15 protein-coding genes are annotated in these 17,899 nt (G+C 45.0%); 6 read left to right on the plus strand and 9 right to left on the minus strand.

From position 1 onward, the window contains the following. Window positions 1-31: 31 nt before the first annotated feature. The 5 genes from H8705_RS00710 to H8705_RS00730 all read right to left on the minus strand — a co-directional run bounded on the left by H8705_RS00710 (window position 32) and on the right by H8705_RS00730 (window position 6,266). Window positions 32-1,918: an ABC transporter ATP-binding protein gene (locus H8705_RS00710; RefSeq protein WP_262393959.1), complete on the minus strand. Its 1,887-nt coding sequence runs from the start codon at window positions 1,916-1,918 to the stop codon at window positions 32-34. After that, complete coding sequence (locus H8705_RS00715) at window positions 1,918-3,648, minus strand: ABC transporter ATP-binding protein (RefSeq protein WP_262393960.1); 1,731 nt, start codon at window positions 3,646-3,648, stop codon at window positions 1,918-1,920. Before H8705_RS00715 ends, H8705_RS00710 begins: the two co-directional genes overlap by 1 nt. Then, window positions 3,645-4,103 carry a MarR family winged helix-turn-helix transcriptional regulator gene (locus H8705_RS00720; RefSeq protein ID WP_262393961.1) on the minus strand — a complete coding sequence of 153 codons (459 nt, stop codon included), beginning with the start codon at window positions 4,101-4,103 and terminating at the stop codon, window positions 3,645-3,647. Before H8705_RS00720 ends, H8705_RS00715 begins: the two co-directional genes overlap by 4 nt. 149 nt (window positions 4,104-4,252) lie before the next feature. Beyond that, window positions 4,253-5,890, minus strand: a complete 1,638-nt coding sequence (locus H8705_RS00725; RefSeq protein ID WP_262393962.1) for a M23/M56 family metallopeptidase — start codon at window positions 5,888-5,890, stop codon at window positions 4,253-4,255. A 4-nt stretch (window positions 5,891-5,894) separates the two neighbouring features. Further along, a complete protein-coding gene (locus tag H8705_RS00730; protein ID WP_262393963.1) occupies window positions 5,895-6,266 on the minus strand; it encodes a BlaI/MecI/CopY family transcriptional regulator in 372 nt (123 codons plus the stop codon). A gap of 157 nt (window positions 6,267-6,423) precedes the next feature. Here H8705_RS00730 and H8705_RS00735 point away from each other — a divergent pair, with 157 nt between their 5' ends. The 5 genes from H8705_RS00735 to H8705_RS00755 are packed head-to-tail and all read left to right on the plus strand — an operon-like array spanning window position 6,424 to window position 10,238. Next, the gene (locus H8705_RS00735; RefSeq protein ID WP_262393964.1) at window positions 6,424-8,193 is read left to right on the plus strand and encodes a bifunctional homocysteine S-methyltransferase/methylenetetrahydrofolate reductase; all 1,770 of its coding nucleotides are present in this window, start codon (window positions 6,424-6,426) and stop codon (window positions 8,191-8,193) included. Then, complete coding sequence (locus H8705_RS00740; RefSeq protein WP_262393965.1) at window positions 8,190-8,987, plus strand: dihydropteroate synthase; 798 nt, start codon at window positions 8,190-8,192, stop codon at window positions 8,985-8,987. Before H8705_RS00735 ends, H8705_RS00740 begins: the two co-directional genes overlap by 4 nt. 3 nt (window positions 8,988-8,990) lie before the next feature. Next, complete coding sequence (locus tag H8705_RS00745) at window positions 8,991-9,368, plus strand: VOC family protein (RefSeq protein WP_262393966.1); 378 nt, start codon at window positions 8,991-8,993, stop codon at window positions 9,366-9,368. Between the two features lie 4 nt (window positions 9,369-9,372). After that, entirely contained in the window at window positions 9,373-9,801 is a 429-nt protein-coding gene (locus H8705_RS00750) for an N-acetyltransferase (RefSeq protein ID WP_262393967.1), read from the plus strand. A 17-nt stretch (window positions 9,802-9,818) separates the two neighbouring features. Further along, window positions 9,819-10,238, plus strand: coding sequence for a PPC domain-containing DNA-binding protein (locus H8705_RS00755; protein WP_262393968.1), 420 nt, complete (start codon window positions 9,819-9,821; stop codon window positions 10,236-10,238). A gap of 73 nt (window positions 10,239-10,311) precedes the next feature. Here H8705_RS00755 and H8705_RS00760 read toward each other — a convergent pair whose 3' ends face one another. Further along, window positions 10,312-10,986, minus strand: coding sequence for a CAP domain-containing protein (locus H8705_RS00760; protein ID WP_262393969.1), 675 nt, complete (start codon window positions 10,984-10,986; stop codon window positions 10,312-10,314). A gap of 698 nt (window positions 10,987-11,684) precedes the next feature. After that, complete coding sequence (locus H8705_RS00765) at window positions 11,685-12,854, minus strand: iron-containing alcohol dehydrogenase (protein ID WP_262393970.1); 1,170 nt, start codon at window positions 12,852-12,854, stop codon at window positions 11,685-11,687. A gap of 343 nt (window positions 12,855-13,197) precedes the next feature. On the opposite strand from H8705_RS00765, the gene H8705_RS00770 reads away from it, so the two are divergent. Next, complete coding sequence (locus H8705_RS00770) at window positions 13,198-13,935, plus strand: YitT family protein (protein WP_262394235.1); 738 nt, start codon at window positions 13,198-13,200, stop codon at window positions 13,933-13,935. Between the two features lie 51 nt (window positions 13,936-13,986). Here the strand turns inward: H8705_RS00770 and glmS are convergent, their stop codons facing one another. Both glmS and murC read right to left on the minus strand, forming a co-directional pair. Next, entirely contained in the window at window positions 13,987-15,807 is a 1,821-nt protein-coding gene (gene glmS / locus H8705_RS00775; RefSeq protein WP_262393971.1) for a glutamine--fructose-6-phosphate transaminase (isomerizing), read from the minus strand. Window positions 15,808-16,372: 565 nt separating this feature from the next. After that, window positions 16,373-17,737 (minus strand): UDP-N-acetylmuramate--L-alanine ligase, encoded by a 1,365-nt coding sequence (gene murC / locus H8705_RS00780; protein ID WP_262393972.1) that lies wholly within the window; start codon window positions 17,735-17,737, stop codon window positions 16,373-16,375. Window positions 17,738-17,899 lie beyond the last annotated feature (162 nt).

Genomic DNA, 17,899 nt, shown 5'->3' on the forward strand with positions numbered 1-17,899 from the left:
AAGGCACAGCGGGCTTTACGTTTCTTGCGGATCAATCCAATTCAACGATTCCTTTATAAAGCTGATAGTATCGGCCTTTTTCTTTCAATAAGTCGTCATGGGTACCGCGTTCAATAATTTCGCCCTGTTCCATTACCATAATAGCGTTAGAGTTGCGTACAGTAGATAAACGATGAGCGATAACAAAGGTAGTACGGCCATTCATCAACCGATCAAGGCCATGTTCAATATGCCGTTCAGTACGGGTGTCTACCGAGCTGGTAGCCTCATCCAGGATCAGAATAGGCGCATTGGCCACCGCCGCTCTGGCGATATTAAGAAGCTGACGCTGCCCCTGGCTTAGGTTGGCGCCGTCCCCTTCGATGATAGTATCGTAACCGTGGGGAAGACGGCAGATAAAGGAATGAGCGCTTGCCAGCTTGGCGGCCTGGATAACCTCATCGTCGGTGGCATCCAGCCGTCCGTAACGAATATTTTCCCGTACGGTGCCGGTAAACAGATGCGTATCCTGAAGAACGACAGACATTGCGTGGCGCAGACTGTCTTTTTTGATATTGCGGATATCCAGCCCATCAATAGTAATCTTACCTTCGCTGATATCATAAAACCGGGTCAGCAGGTTAATAATAGTAGTTTTTCCTGCGCCGGTGGATCCCACAAAAGCAATTTTCTGTCCGGGCTTGGCATATAGGGAGATATTTTTCAAAATGGTTTTATCCGGGCGATATCCAAATATAACGTTTTCAAACCGAACATCCCCGCGTACAGGGATTTTCTCACCGGGATTGCCTTGTTGATCGTAGGTTTGCCAATAACATTCACGGCCTTGCTGTATCAGCTGGGCCGCATTTTCTGGGTCCGCCTTTTCCGCCGGTTCACACATTACCTCATAAATGCGTTCCGCTCCGGCCATAGCGGTAATTACCGCATTGTACTGACTGGAGGCCTCGTTAATCGGCCGGGCAAACTGGCGGGTAAGCTGTAAGAATACTACCAGGGCGCCTACGCTCAGAGAACCGAAGATGGAAAGGATACCGCCGATCACCGCAACTAAAGCGTAGTTTACATTATTGATGTTCTGCATTACCGGCATCATTAAGCCGGAATAACCTTGAGCTGTGGTTGCCGTCTGGCACAGCCGATCATTCAACTGGTTAAATTCCTCAATGGCATTCTCTTCATGGCAGAATACCTTCACAACCTTCTGTCCGCTGATCATCTCTTCCACATAACCGTTTACGCTACCCAAGTCGGACTGCTGGGCGATAAAGAATTTGCTGCTGACTTTCATCAGCCGTCCAGCGATAAAAAACATGACCGGAGTCATAGCTAAGGTGAGGATGGTGAGCACCCAGCTTTTGCTGATCATGATTCCTAAAATTCCTCCCAAGGTAATTGCACTGGAAAATAGAGAGGTAAGACTGTTGCTTAAAGCGTCGTTTAGGGTGTCCACATCGTTGGAAAATCGGCTCATCATCTCCCCATGGGTATGGGTATCGTAATACTGCACGGATAGATCCTGCAGGTGGTCAAATAAATCCCGGCGCAAAGTATTAATTGAACGCTGGGTAACGCTTACCATCAGTCTGCTTTGGAGGTACGAAGCGGCAACCGATACCAGATAGATGCATCCCAAAGTGATAATCCCGCGAAACAGCCCTGCGAACCGCTGGGCAACAGTAGGATTACCGTAAATAGGGTCAAGAAAATTATCGATAATTGGCTGCAGATAGGAGGTGCCGGCTAAAGAGGCGGCAATGTTGATAAGCACCATAGCGCCTGCTAAAAACAGAAGAACCTTGCGCTGCTTGAGATATCCCCATACAAACTTTACAGTACCTTTAAAGTCCTTTGGCTTTTGAATTGCCCGCGCTCTTCCCGGGCCGTGGCCGCCGCCCATTGTCGATTGATTTGCCATTATGCGCTCGCCTCCTTTTCCTGCTGGGAGTAATAAATCTCCTGATATTCCTCATTGTTGGCAAGCAGCTGCTCGTGAGTACCGATAGCGGAAATTTTACCATCGCTGAGAATGATAATTTCATCCGCATCCATCACAGAGCTAATTCGCTGGGCGATAATAAAGGTAGTGGTATCCTTGAGCACAGAATCAAACGCTCCGCGAATTTTTCCTTCTGTTGCGGTATCCACTGCGCTGGTGCTGTCATCCAAAATCAGGATAGGAGGCTTTTTCAGTATTGCCCTTGCGATACAAAGACGCTGTTTTTGTCCGCCGGAGACATTGACGCCTCCTTGTTCTATCCAGGTGTCGTATCCGTTGGGAAAGCTCATAATAAACTCATGGGCCTGGGCTGCCTTAGCAGCCTCGATAATTTGTTCGTCGGTCGCTTCCATGTTTCCCCATTTTAAATTGTCACGGATTGTACCGGAAAACAAGGTGTTTTTTTGCAGAACCATTCCCACCTGATCCCGCAGGGAATGCAGAGTATACTCTTTGACATCCCTTCCATCGATGAGCACCTGGCCTTCCGTAGCGTCGTACAGCCTGGGAAGCAGCTGCACCAAGGAACTTTTCCCAGCGCCGGTACCGCCGATAATCGCAACTACTTGCCCAGCTTTAGCAGTGAAACTAATATTTTTTAAGACATACTCCTCATGGGAGCGGTCATATTTAAAGCAGACGTTTTTAAATTCCACATCCCCTTTAATGTGGGTGACATTTTGGGCGTGCTGACTGTCTGTTAAATCCACTTCTGTTTTAAGAACCTCTAATACACGCCGATAAGATGCGCTTGCGCGGGAAAGAAGAACAAACATCATAGAAAGCATCATGAGGGACATCAAAATTTGGAAAATATAATTGATAAATGCGGTCATAGAGGCCACATCCAAACGTCCGTTAATGACCTGGGAACCGCCAAGCCATACTACGCAAAGAATAGAAACATTCATCACCAGCATCAACAAGGGCATGTTGACAATAACAACGTTCATGGCGCGCAGCGACGCGTCCATCAAAGCGTTATTGGAATTTTTAAACTTTTCTTTTTCGTAGTCCTGCCGTACAAAGGATTTTACCACACGGACATTGGTAAGATTTTCCTGAACGCTGCTGTTAAGTCCGTCGACCTTCTCCTGCATTTTCTGGAACATAGGCATGGCGTGGTAAATGACAATGGAGAGGGAGATAATGAGAATAGGGATAATTACAGCTAAGATAATTGCCAACTCTCCATTTAAGCGGATGGCCATAAAAATGGCAAAGATAAACATTAACGGGGCCCGCAGCATTACCCTCATTCCCATAATTACAGTATTTTGCAGTATAGTGACGTCGTTGGTAAGGCGGGTAGACAGGGATGCGGTAGAAAAATCATCAATGTTTTTAAATGAAAAAGACTGTACTTTTGTAAACAATCCCTGCCGCAGCTTGGATGCAAAGCCAACCCCTGCCGCAGCGGAGTTTTTGGCATTTCCAAAACCGGCGATAATCGCCATAGCCGCCAATCCAATCATTAAAAGTCCAGTACGGATGATATAAGCAATATCACCGCTCTCAATTCCTTTTCCTACGATATTCGCCATCAAAGTCGGCTCAAATACGGCGCATATGACATCCAATAACATAAAGCATACCGCCAAGCCGATCGATTTTTTATAGGGCTTAATATACCCTATTAAGTATTTCACATAGTTCCCTCCGATTCATAAAGAGTTTCCTTCAAGGAAGTTAAATTGTTTTTCATTCGTTCAAGAAATTCCTGTAGTTTTTCGATTTCTTCTGGGGAGAAACCGTTGAATTTCTGCTTTGTAACTTTGTCTAAAATATCCTTTGCTGTGAGAGCCGCTTTTTTGCCTTTTTCTGTCAGAGTGATAGTGTTATACCTAAGGTCGCTTTGATCTGCCTGTTTCATTATCATTCCCGATTTTTCCAGCCGTTTTATAGAGACGGCGATAGAGGCGGGGGAACAATGCAGATCTTTTGCTAAATCACGCTGACTGCAGTTTCCAAGCTTTAATAACGAGCGTAAAATCGGAGGCTGACCTCCATGAATATCTTGTTCGGTCAATAGTTTCATGGTGCATTTTCGATGGAGACATGCGATTTCCCAATCCAGCGTAATCATTTTAGCCAGCTTATCCAACTGCCTCAACTCCTATCATTTCCATTTAAACACAAAAAAATAGTTAGGCGGTTAACTGTTAACCGCCTAACTATTATAAGAGATTGCTTTTGGAAAATCAATACAAATCTGTAATTGTTCACAAAGAATTAGCAATTTATTTGTAGGAATTAATTAAAATATGGGGTAGGATCGACATATTGATCGTTATATCGGAGTTCAAAATGACAGTGGTTTCCCGTAGCAAGTCCAGTTTTCCCCACTGTGGCGATGACCTCTCCTTGCGCTGGCGTGTCATCCACTGAAACCAGCAGTTCTTTGCAGTGACCGTAAACGGTGCGAATACCATTGCCATGGTCCAGGATGACACAGTTGCCGTAGCCGGTGGTAAAATCGCTGTAAATGACGGTGCCATCCGCGGCGGCTGTGATATCTGTTCCTTCCGGCGCTATAATATCCGTTCCGGAATGGCCTGGATAAGCGTTTACCTGCGCGGATACATGGCCGGATACTGGTATCAGTAAGGAAATATCCAATTTCTCGCCGTCATAAAGTTCGATTGGGGGCGTTTCCGGGGAAGGCTGGGCTTCAGGTTCAGAAAAATAAGCTTTGACCACGCCCCCTGCCAAAAGCTGACTGCCCGCTGCCGGTTCCTGTGAAATCGCTACCGTAACTCCTCCGGCGGAAGTTTCAGAATAATTCAGCTTTAATCCCAAATCGCTTAAAACTTTTTGTGCCTCTGCCAAAGAAATCCCGGTAAGGTCTGGAACAGAAACATAAGCTTGATCCACAAGGGACGGATTATCAGGCTTTGAAGACTGGAGAGAAATAGCACTAGACAGGGATGCGCCTACAAAAGTGATCAAAACGATAGTGCAAATTCCACCAGCTAAAATAATTTTTTTGGTCTTTTTAAAATCCATAATCAAATGTAACCTCCGTATCAAGTCCTGTTTCCCCAAACTGAAAGAAGAGGAAACAGAAGGCGTTTTTACTTTGGTTTCCTGCAAAACGTTAAGGATTGCTTTGCCGTAATCTTTGCGCTGGAGGGGGTCCATAGTTTTTACCAAGGCCTCGTCACATGACAGCTCGCACAGCCGGTTAATCTGTCCGGCGGCAACGTAAGCCAAGGGGTTAAACCAATGAAACCCGTTCACTAGAAGGGCCGCCAGCTTATATATCAGATCACAGCGGGAATAGTGAGTTAATTCATGCAGAAATACCATCGTGAACTCTTCCGGGGACAAAGAGGCTTTGGGCAGGATAATCTTTGGAAACAAAATACCTATAAGCATAGGCGTACCTACCTTATCACTGTAGTAAAGAGGAATTTTACGCTTGATATGCTTGGTTTGTTTGACTTGCTCAAAAATAGCTAAGATTTGAGAATCATCGAAACAACGGCGGTTTTTTCGCAGCTGATAGCAAAAACGGGCCCAGCTCCAGAACTTATATCCGAAAAATAGAAAGACTCCTGCCAGCCAAAGAAAGGCAGTCAGCTGTCTGCCATCGATCACCGGGCGCACAGAGCAAGACAAGGGAACTTCCATTAGTTCCTGCATCTGCATTATAATAGGCGGAAGGGCCTCCGATACAGGAGAGCCGGTTGTTTTATTCCACCATAACAGCGCCTCTACAGGCAAAGAAAAGGGGATGGCAAAGATGACAAGAGGCACCGACCAAAGATAATAATGCCAGGTATTGCTGAACATTTTCCGGGTGAGGGGGAGTAAGAGCAAGATTACAAATACAACGCCTGCTCCGGAAAAGGATAAAGGAAGCAAGTGCTCAAAAAAGAATAATTTCATAGGATTACCTCTTATCCAGCCAATGTTTTAACTCTTCAATGTCCTCGGGGGTAATATCATTTAAATCATAAAGGGTAGCGATAAAGCTTTGGACAGAACCGCCATGAATATTTTCCAAAAAGGATTGGGTTTCTTGTTTACGATATTCCTCTTGAGTTACCGCTACCTGATAATAATTTGCCGCGCCCTTTTTTACAACCTTAAGCATGCCTTTTTCTGTCAGACGAGAAAGAAAAGTGGAAATTGTCTGACTTTTCCAGCCTTTACTCTCAGAGAATACTTTTAAAAGTTCGCTGGAAGTTACAGGATGCGGGGAGCGCCATATTACCTTCATTACTGCCATTTCAGAATCCGAAAGAGATTGAAATTTTGCCATAGGAATGTGCACCTCCTATCATTACTACATCGTGTAGTAATAACAATATACTACATTATGTAGTATGTGTCAACCCCTGGTATTTAAAAAAGATGGAAATTTTTTTAAAATTATGGTAAACTGTTCAAAGCACAAACACAGTAAGGGGGACAAAAATTTGAGCAAAAAAAAGCTGCCTTTATTCTTTGACGGAGCCTTTGGCACTTACTATTTAAGCCGTACTAGCGATGAGGCACCTTGTGAATTTGCTAATTTAAATCACCCGGAATGCGTACGGGCGATTCATAAAGAATATATCGCCGCGGGGTGCGATGCAATTAAAACGAATACGTTCGGTGCGAATTATTTGCTGTGCGATGACACGCATATGATAGATCAGGTTATTCAGGCTGGGTATGAGATTGCTTGTGATGCGGTGCGGGGCACGGATATACAGGTGTTTGCTGATATTGGCTATATCCGCACGGACAACGATGATGTGGAACAGGAATATCTTCGTATTGTCAGAAAGTTTATTTCCCTGGGCGCTGAAAATTTTTTGTTTGAGACCTTAGGTGAGTATACTCCTATTATAAAAGCAATCGCTGAAATAAAGCGCAGACTGCCGGAGGCGTTTGTCATTGTATCCTTTGCCGTTTCCCAGGATGGATACTCTAAACGGGGATATTATTATAAAGACCTGTTAGCTCAAAGCGCGGAAAATAAGGATATCGACGCTATAGGGCTTAACTGTGTGTGTGGTCCCAGCCACCTTTGCAATCTGATGAAGCAAGTTGGCGCGACAATAAAAATTTTGTCCGCGATGCCTAATGCCGGATATCCATCTTCCATTAACGGGAGGGTGGTATTTGAAAGTAACGCCCAGTATTTTGCAGGAAAACTAGTGGAGATGTATGCCTGCGGAGTGGATATTGTAGGCGGTTGCTGCGGCACCACACCTGAACATCTCCGGCTTGCGATCCAACAGATCAAACAAAGCGGTTTACGGCAGTCTCCGGCCGCCGGAGCCGCTTTAAAAAGCGGCGGGCAGCCTTTGGCTGCAGTGCCGGCCGCAAAGACGGCCGGCGCCGGCGGCCCCGCGTCTTCCCGCAAACTGATTGCGGTGGAGCTGGACCCTCCGGCAGACTATGATTGCGGCTGGCTGCTCCAGGCGGCCGAGCAGCTGAAGTTTTACGATGCGGATATGATTACTCTTGCAGATTCTCCTCTTTCCCGGGTGCGGGCGGATAGTATTATGACCGCTGCCAGAGTTAAGCGGGAAATAGGGATAGATGTTTTGCCGCATCTTTCCTGTCGGGATAAAAACCATATCGCTATCAAAGCGGGGCTGTTGGGGGCTGCTTTTGAAGGAATCAATAAGGTGCTGGTAGTTACCGGAGATCCGCTGATGCAGGTAGATCAACGGAAAACCGCCGGAGTATTTACTTTTAATTCCTTTGATTTGATCGCTTATATCAATAGTATGAACTCACAAGTATTTGTCGATTCTCCCTTTACGATTGGCGGCGCGTTAAATATAAACGCAAAAAATTTTTCTTCGGAGCTTGCCCGCGCCAAAAAGAAAATTGACCGGGGAGCTTCTATTTTACTAACCCAACCGATTTTCAGCAGACAGGCGGTGGACAATTACCTTTTAGCGAAGGAAACGCTGAGCTGCTCCATTTTAGCGGGAATATTACCAGTAGCTGGTTATAAAAACGCCCTGTTTTTAATTAACGAGGTATCTGGAATAGAAATTCCTTCTCATATTTTAGATCAGTTAAAGGAAAAATCGCCGGAAGAGACCCGGAAGATTTCTTTGGAGTTCAGCATGGGATTTATCGATCAGGTATATGAGAAGGCGGATGGTTTTTATATTATGACACCTTTAAAAAAGGTGGAAATTGTGACCAGTATAATTAATGTGTTAAGGAGAAGAGAGCAATGATTATTATAGGGGAAAAGCTCAACAGTTCTATTCCGCGGACGATGAAGGCGCTGGAAAATCATAATGAAGGGTATATAAAGGAACTGATAAAAAAGCAGGATGCTTGCGGGGCCGACTTTTTAGATATCAACACTGCAATGTGTGCGGATAAAGAATTGGAAAATATGCTGTGGCTGATTCATCTGGTAAAAGAAAACTGCGATTGTGGAATTATGCTGGATTCTACCGACACACAGGTCATCGCTAAAGCGCTGCCCGCAGCTTCTACCCGAGAAGTAATCATCAATTCCACCACGATTACCAGCCGCTTCGACCAGATAATTCCCTTGGCGAAAGAATATAACGCCGCCGTTGTCGGGCTTCCTATTGATGATGAGGGAATGCCTCATACTCTGGAGGAAAAGTTGGAGAAGCTGGACAAATTAGCAAACAAGCTTCGGGAAAACGATATTGCGGACGATAAGATTTACTTGGACGTATTAGTGGAAACCTTGGCTACCAATGGAAAAAGTGCCCGGGACACTCTGGAGGCTATCCGGTATATTAGTAAAAAATACCCTGAAATGAATACTACCTGCGGATTAAGTAATATTTCCTTTGGACTTCCAAAACGAGGATATATTAATACAGCGTTTCTTGCAGCCGCAGTAGAGGCGGGGCTAAAAAGCGCAATCATCAATATTGCCAGCGAATCCGTACAGAACACCCTTTACGCGTCACTGGCAGTCGCTGGGCAGGACGATTACTGCATGAATTACATTACTTATATTCGAAGTCAGGAAGAAGAGGGATAAATTTTGATCAAATTTGACCATTTTAATTTTAACGTTAAAAATATGGAAAAAAGCCTTGCCTTCTATAAGGAGGCGTTAAATCTTCATCCGATGCGGGAAAAAGATGCTTCAGACGGTTCTTACAAAATTGTCTACTTGGGAGATGGAATCAGCGGGTTTTATCTGGAACTTACCTGGCTGCGAGATCATCCTGGAGCATATGATCTGGGGGAAAAAGAATTTCATCTGGCGTTTCGTACGGATGATTTTGAAAATACTTATGAACGCCATAAAAAGATGGGGATTATTTGTTATGAAAATCCTAAAATGGGGGTTTATTTCATTGAAGACCCGGATGGATACTGGTTGGAGATCGTGCGGCTGAAAAAGCAGGAGGAGTAAATATATGATTGAGCGTCTGAAGGAAGAGCAAATTGACGCTGTTATGGAAATTTGGCTTTCTGCCAATATACAGGCCCATGATTTTATTAATAAATCTTATTGGCTGTCTAATTATCAAAAGGTAAAAGAGGAATTCCTCCCCGTCAGTGAAACTTATGTTTTTGTACAAGAGGGCCAGGTTAGAGGATTTATTAGTATTTTGAATGGCGACTATATCGGCGGATTGTTTGTAGCGCCTTTTTGCCAGCGGCAGGGAATAGGGAGTAAATTATTAGCGTATTGCCAACGAAACTATCCCTTGCTTATGCTGGGAGTGTACGCCCAAAATAAACAGGCGGTTAATTTTTATACAAAAAGCGGCTTTATAAAGCTGAAAAAACAAGCTGAGGAAGATACCGGCTGTACTGAATATCTCATGAGCTGGAAAAAATAAAGTAGGAGGAATAAGTTATGTTTTACAAAAAATTTGGAGATGACATTGTTATTCGGCTGGAAATAGGGGAGGATGTAGTAACCAGTGTCGCCAAGGTGTGCGATGCGGAAAAGGTGAAATTAGGCTCGGTGACCGGTCTTGGAGCTGTGGATCATGTGGTAGTAGGGCTTTATAAGGTAGCTGAAAAAAAATACTACTCTAATACTTTTGATGGAGAAATGGAAATGTCTTCTCTTGTGGGAAATGTTACTACAAAAGAAGGAAACACCTATTTGCATTTTCACGCTACCTTTGCCGGTGCGGACGGAAAGGTGATCGGCGGTCACCTCAACGAGGCCAAGGTAAGCGCTACAGCAGAAATCTTTCTTCATATCATCCACGGCGAGGTGGATCGAATTGTAGACGATCATACTGGTTTGAATGTAATTAAGATGTAAAAAAGGCGGTATCCTTTTTCATCAAAAAGATGGGCCATCAGCTTACTGCTGATGGCCCATCTTTTTTTATTTTTTATTTATTTTTGGTCATAATTGCCGCGGCAAATGCATATTTTACCCCATCTTTTTTTACATAGTAGACTCCTACGCCAATATTTTCAATCTCAGGCTTACAGATCAACTCGTAATGAGAAGGGCTGTTTTTCCATTCCATAAACCACCAATGAGGATCCGTGTGATAAGATAGTCCAGGATCGTTATATTCCAGCGATGCCAGATTTTCTCCGGCCGCGGCATAGCTCACAGGAATCTCATCCCGCAGCACGGTCTGCCAAGGGTCTCCGTTAGGACGAGTATGGTCAAAATAGTTATTTTTATAAAGCTCTCTTACCCGGATACGGGCGGCAGAACGAAGATTAACGTCATAGGTAAGCTGGCCCAGCCCAAGGGAAGCCCTTTCCGCATTGATTTCGTCGATGATTCCCTGCTCTACCCGGCTTAAAAAATTATCTCCGGTGATTATGGGAATATCTTCTTGAGATTGGGATACTTCTGGTTGGGACGGGGCTTGACTGGAGGGAGCCTCTTCCGGTTCAGAAGAAGATGATGAAGCTGCGGGAGTACTTTGCTCCTCAGGAGTTGTTTGAGGCAAGGACTCCTGGGATGAAGAGGATTCTGCAGCAGCATCAGCTTGTGAGAGAAACGCTTCCAAAAAAGAAGAGGGGGAAGAAGGAGAAACTATATCCATAGGTTCCTCCTCGTTGAAAAAACCAGAAACGGCAAAAGCGGCCGCTAAAAATAATATTAGGATTTTATTCAAGAAGATCACAGCTTTCTTAAATAATTTTTATAGCCGCGCCATGGCAAATAGAAGATTAGCCCCCGCCGTTGGCGGCAAAACGCTGTGCGTTTTGGGGCGCAGGCTGCAAAAGGGATACTATGGTTTCGTAAAAGACGAAGCCATACCCGGACGAAGTCCGGGAGAAAAACGATGTTTTGCTGTTATTTTTTATAGCCGCGCCATGGCAAATAGAAGATTAGCCCCCGCCGTTGGCGGCAAAACGCTGTGCGTTTTGGGGCGCAGGCTGCAAAAGGGATACTATGGTTTCGTAAAAGACGAAACCATACCCGGACGAAGTCCGGGAGCAAAACGATGTTTTGCTGTTATTTTTTTATAGTCGCGCCATGGCAAATAGAAGATTTGCCCCCCGCCGTTGGCGGCAAAACGCTGTGCGTTTTGGGGCGCAGGCTGCAAAAGGGATATTATGGTTTCGTAAAAGACGAAACCATGCCCGGACGAAGTCCGGGAGCAAAACGATGTTTTGCTATTATTTTTTTATAGCATATCATACTTTTATCTTAAGTTCAAAACATAAAGTGTAAACAAATTGAAAAAGCTTCCGGCACTTGGCCGAAAGCTTTTTTCAAAGGAGAGAAATGTATCGATTAGAAAGTTACATCTTCACCAGTATAAGCGCACATCAGGACTTTCTTCATGTTTTCCACATCAATAGGACGTGGATTGGAAGCGGTGCAAGGATCCAGAACCGCATTCGCGGCAATTTTGTCGATATTAGCATTGAGCAGTTCTTCTGATACACCGTTTTCCTTATAAGTCTGCGCAATGTTCAGTTTCTTATTCATCTCTTTGATAGAGTCAACCAAAGAGTTCACCAGCTGTTTGTCGGTATATCCTGCAAGGCCGATCGCTTTGGCGATTTGTGCATATCTTTCCATACATACTTTGGAATTGTACTGAATTACGAAGGGCAGGAGAATAGCGTTACAGCAGCCATGGGGAATATCAAAAACTGCACCAGTTTTATGTGCAAGGCTGTGAGCGATACCCAATAATGCATTGGAAAAAGACATACCGGCCAAACATTGGGCGATGTGCATTTTTGCACGGGCGTCTTTATCACCGTTATACGAATCTACCAGACTGTCATAAATATCGGAGATCGCTTTGATAGCTAAAGGATCAGAGAAATCAGAACGGGCAGTGGCCACATACGCTTCAATCGCATGGGTCAAAGCATCCATACCGGTATGCGCAGTAAGCTTTTTAGGCATGGTCTGAGGGATGCTGGTATCCAGAATAGCAATATCCGGAGTAATTTCAAAGTCCGCTAAAGGATACTTAATATTAGTGGAGTAATCGGTGATAACAGAAAAAGCGGTTACTTCCGAAGCGGTGCCGCTAGTGGAAGGAATGGCAACGAAGATAGCTTTCTGTCTAAGTTTAGGCATAGTGAAAGGATCTTTGATATCTTCAAAGGACTTTTCCGGATATTCATAAAATACCCACATGGCTTTTGCCGCATCGATAGGGGAACCGCCGCCGATGGCTACGATCACATCCGGCTCAAAGTCGCGCATGGCCTTAGCGCCTTTAAATACAGTTTCAATGGAGGGATCCGGTTCAACACCTTCAAAAAGCATGGTTTCCAGTCCGGCTTCTTTGAGAACAGCTTCGGTTTTCTGCAAAAAGCCGCCTTTTTTCATAGAACTGCCGCCGGTAACGATAATGGCTTTTTTGTAGCCTTTCAGATTTTTCAATTCACTAATAGCATCTGGGCCATAGTATAAATCTCTCGGTAAGGTAAAGCGTGGCATATAAAAACCTCCAGTTAATAAAATAAGAGAGAATAATTTGGCTGAAAGATTGTTTGTTAAATATCTAACAATCTTTTTTCTGCCTATATAATATCACTTACTAACTACAAAATCAATAGTTTTTTGATAAATATTTTCATAAATTTAAAAGATATTTTTTGTGCAATTTGTAAAATTGATGCCTTTGATAAAAAAGAAAGACGTAGAGCTTTTTTTACCCCTAAAAAGAAATACCACGCCTCCTGAATATAGAAATAGATGGCTTCTAAGATGAAAAATATCAAATATCGGTAGAAGTTGGATAGCCCTTATGATAAAATAAATCTGTTTCTCCATCGGTGGGATTACTGATGTTGCTGTTGTGGCGGCCAACTTCCTCCCGGTGCCTGCTTCTACGGTAAATTTTGTGCTCAATGCGGTTTTAATCCTTTTGGGGTTCCTTCTGTTGGGGAAGGGTTTGGGAATAATGACCGCTTATTCCAGCATGTTGTCCTCAATTTTATTCTCCCTTCTTGAGCTCATATATCCGATGTCCAGGCCGCTAACCGACCAGCCCATGCTGGAACTGGCCTTCGGCATCGCTCTGCCGGCATTTGGCACAGCGATTTTATTCAATATGGGAGCCTCCAATGGCGGGACGGAAATTGTGGCGATGATCCTGCAAAAATATACCAATATTGACAATGGAAAAGCCTTGTTCCTATGCGATCTGTTGGTGACTTTAAGCGCTTTCTTTGTCTTTAACTTTACCACGGGTCTGTTTTCATTGTTAGGATTATTAATTAAGTCCCTTATGGTAGACAGCGTGATTGAAAGCATCAATTTGTGCAAATACTTTAATGTGGTGTGCGGCGAGCCGAAAATAATCTGCGATTTTATTGTGGACAAACTTCACCGAGGCGCGACAGTCGCCTCGGCAAAGGGCGCTTTTACCAATGGTGAAAAATATATTATCTTTACAGTAGTCAACCGCCCGCAGGCAGTGGCGCTGCGCCAGTTTATCAAGCGGGCGGAACCCAGCGCCTTTATTATGATTACTGACACCAGTGAGATTATTGGAAAAGGGTTTCACCGAGGGTAAAACGAATATAAAAAAGCTTCCCTTTTAAAAGGGAAGCTTTTTTGGTATTTGTTATTCTACAGTTACACTTTTAGCCAGGTTCCTGGGTTTATCCACATCGCATCCCCGCAGAACCGCGGTATGATAAGCGATCAGCTGCAAGGGGATCACGCCTACAATTGGCATAAACAGGTCGTCTATAGCCGGAAGCTCCAACTTTTCCCCATAGACGTCCCGGTCAATACGCATCCCTTTTTTGCAGATCAAAAGCACATCTGCTCCCCGGGAACGGACCTCCCGAATATTGCTTACCATCTTGGGAAGCAATATCTCCTGGGTGGCTAACGCCACCACCGGAACCCCGTCGGTGATCAGGGAAATCGTACCGTGTTTTAGTTCGCCAGCGGCATATGCCTCACAGTGAATATAACTGATCTCTTTAAGTTTAAGAGAGCCTTCCAGCCCCAAGGCATAATCTAACCCTCGGCCTAAAAAGAACAAATCGTTTAAATTTTCGTACCGTTTAATATAAGCCTTAATTTGTTCATCCAGCAGGATGGATTTTTCAGTGGTTTCGATAGCGTGCATTAAGCTGCTGGTGAGCTCCCGCGCCTGATTGGTAGTGATCTCCTGTTTGGCCAGGGCCATTTTAATGGCGATCATATACATTACCGAAAGCTGCACAGAATACGCTTTTGTACTTGCCACAGCAATTTCCGGCCCGGCATAGGTATGGATAATATAGTCCGCTTCTCTGGCGATGGAAGAACCGGTCACATTGACAATAGCTAAGGTGGTTACTCCATGCTGCTTTGCCAGGCGGAGAGCCGCCAGAGTATCGGCGGTTTCCCCGGACTGGGAAATGACAATTACCAGGGTGGTTTTATCCATAATAGGATTGCGGTACCGAAATTCGGAAGCGATATCTGTCTCTACCGGGATCCGGGCCAGCTTTTCAATCAGGGCTTTTCCCAACATTCCCGCGTGCATAGCAGTTCCGCAGGCCACGATGCTTATCTTTTCAAATCGCTTAAAGAACCCTTCCGGTACGTCGTCCATCTCAAAGGAGGGCAACCCGTCGGAAATTCGAGGGTGGACCGTGTCGCGGAGGGCCCGTGGCTGCTCGTAAATTTCCTTGAGCATAAAATGGTCGTAACCGCCCTTTTGTGCCTGCTCCACTGTCCAGGAGGCAGTGAGAAGGGGCTTTTGTACCTTTTCGCCTTCCGGGGAGTAGATATTGATCTCCTGGGCGGAGACTTCCGCGATCTCCTTCTCCTCAATAAGATAATACTGCCGGGTATATTTCAAAATAGCAGGAACATCGGAAGCGATAAAGTTTTCTCCCTCGCCTTTGGCGACAATGAGAGGACTGCCCTGGCGTACAGCGTAGATTTTGTCCGGATGATCAGCGAACACAATACCAAAGGCATACGAGCCTTCCATCTGGCTGATAGCTTTGCGGATAGTATCCATAGGATCGCCGCTGTAAAGAGAATCGATTAGTTTGGCGGCACATTCGGTATCCGTTTGAGAGGAAAACTCATATCCCTGGGACAAAAGCTTTCCCTTGATCTGCTGGTAGTTTTCGATGATGCCGTTATGTACCAAAGAAAGTTTTTCCGTTACATGGGGATGAGCGTTTAAATCCGAGGGCTCCCCGTGAGTCGCCCAGCGGGTGTGCCCGATACCGCAGTGGCACTGAGGTTTGCCTTGCTCCTTTATAAGGTCCGCCAAGTTTTGCAGACGGCCTTTGGTTTTTATAGTAGTGAGTTTTTCCCCGCATACTACCGAAATCCCAGCCGAGTCATATCCGCGGTACTCCAGGCTGGATAAACCGTCCAGAAGAACATCAACAGCATTTTTGCTGCCGGTGTAACCTACGATTCCACACATATTCTAACCTTCATTTCTCCTCACGGCCAAAATTTTTCATAACAAACCAAGCAGTTTGCTCGCCAGCAAATTGCTTGGGAATGTATATAAAGAATACCTATCATCGCCGTGAGGAAAATGATAAGCGAAAAAGATACTGTTTCACACTTCCCATATATCTGGCTGTCGATCCGGTTACCCGGAAGTTTTCAGACATACTGCGCTTGGAAGAAAGCGGGGAGGTACCCGCCGAATTTTCGATTAACCTCCCACCTCGTCAACCGTGAAAAGTCTCCACGGTTCTGGCGCTTTTTATAACCGCTGTCAGGATATTTTCACCTCCCTAAAAAGCAGTATTGACGCCTCCTTTCTCTTTTGTTACGCCAATTATACCAGTTAATTTCCGTTTAATCAATATGACGAAATTTTGGCGTTTTGTTATAAGATATGAAAAAAGGGGAGAGTTTGATACAAAAAAGTCCTTTTAAAAAAGAAAAAGTCTATCTCCAGTTTTTGGGGAGGGATTTCCTCATATATTATATGAAGAATAGAAAGATGGCCGCGGAACCTTGCCGCGGCCATCTTTCTATTTATTAAGCATCAGCTTAGCGCATTTGTATACGTCCCCGCATCCTAAGGTGATCACCAAATCCCCCTCCTGGGCATTTTTCATCACGTAATCGGCGATCTCCTCAAACTCAGGAAACCATACCGAGCCGGGAATTTTTTCTGCCAGATGGCTGGTGTATACGCCGTAGGTGTTTTTCTCCCGGGAACCCATGATCTCTGACATGACCACATGATCCGCAATGGATAATGCTTTTGCAAAATCGTCCATGAGCATATACGTGCGGGAATAAGTAAACGGCTGGAATACCGCCCACACTTTTCGAAACTTCATCTCTTTGGCGGTTTTCAGCGTGACTGCCAGCTCTGCTGGATGATGGGCGTAGTCGTCGGCAATGGTAACTCCCCGCACTTGTCCCAACACCTCGAACCGACGCCCCGCACCGCGGAATTTTTCCAGATGCTCGGCTGCCTGCTCGGGGGAGACGCCGGCGTAGATCGCACCGGCACAGGCGGCTACGGCGTTTAAAATATTATGCCGCCCGGGAACATGCAGCGTCATCTTCTGCAGGAGTTTTCCACGATACATCAATTCAAAGGTGGACTGCGCCCCTTGAAGATTGAGAATATTTACCGGATAATAGTCGTTTTTTTCGCTCCAGCCGAAGGTGATGATCTCTTTTTCGGTCACACCTTCCAGCGCTTTCATGGAATTTGAATCGTCGCCGTTGACAATAATAGCTTTGGTGGCCATCTGGGCGAATTTGTGAAAGGATTTGATGATATTCTCCAAAGTACCAAAATAATCCAGATGATCGGCGTCGATGTTGAGGATCACCGCCGCATCCGGGGAGAGCTTTAAAAAGGTATCCACAAATTCACAGGCTTCGCAGACCATGATATCACTTTTTCCAACCCGGCCGCTGCCGCCGATAGCGGGGAGTTTTCCGCCGATCACGGCGGTAGGATCCAAACCGGCTCCTAAAAGCATTTGGGTGAGCATGGCGGTGGTAGTGGTTTTTCCATGGGTACCGCACACGCAGATACAGTCGGAATATTTTGTGGTGAGATATCCCAGCATTATCGAGCGCTCAATCGTAGGAATACCGCTTTCCAAGGCGGCGCACAGCTCTGGATTATCCTTCATGATAGCGGCAGTATATACCACTAAATCCGCCCCTTTGACATTTTCCGGGTTATGGCCTAAAAAGATTTCAATCCCCATTTCCCGTTCTGTTTTTAGGGTATCTGTTTCGTTGTTGTCTGAACCGGTGATATGGTACCCTTTGGTGTGAAGAATTTGAACGATAGGAAACATTCCGGAACCGCCGATTCCGATAAAATGAATCCGTCGGGCATTTTTAAGTATATTTTCATCAAACATTTTTATAATCACTCCAAAAAACAGCCGTATTTCAGTCGCTGTATATACATTATGTAGTATAGGCGGTTTTCGTTAAAATTTCAAGAAGAACCGATGAATGAGATGAATAACTTTTAACCTTTTGCTGAATACTATTCTTGACAAACAAAGGGGGAGGAATAC

Origin of the sequence: Youxingia wuxianensis (genome assembly GCF_014385085.1) — a bacterium.
GTDB lineage: Bacteria > Bacillota > Clostridia > Oscillospirales > Ruminococcaceae > Youxingia > Youxingia wuxianensis.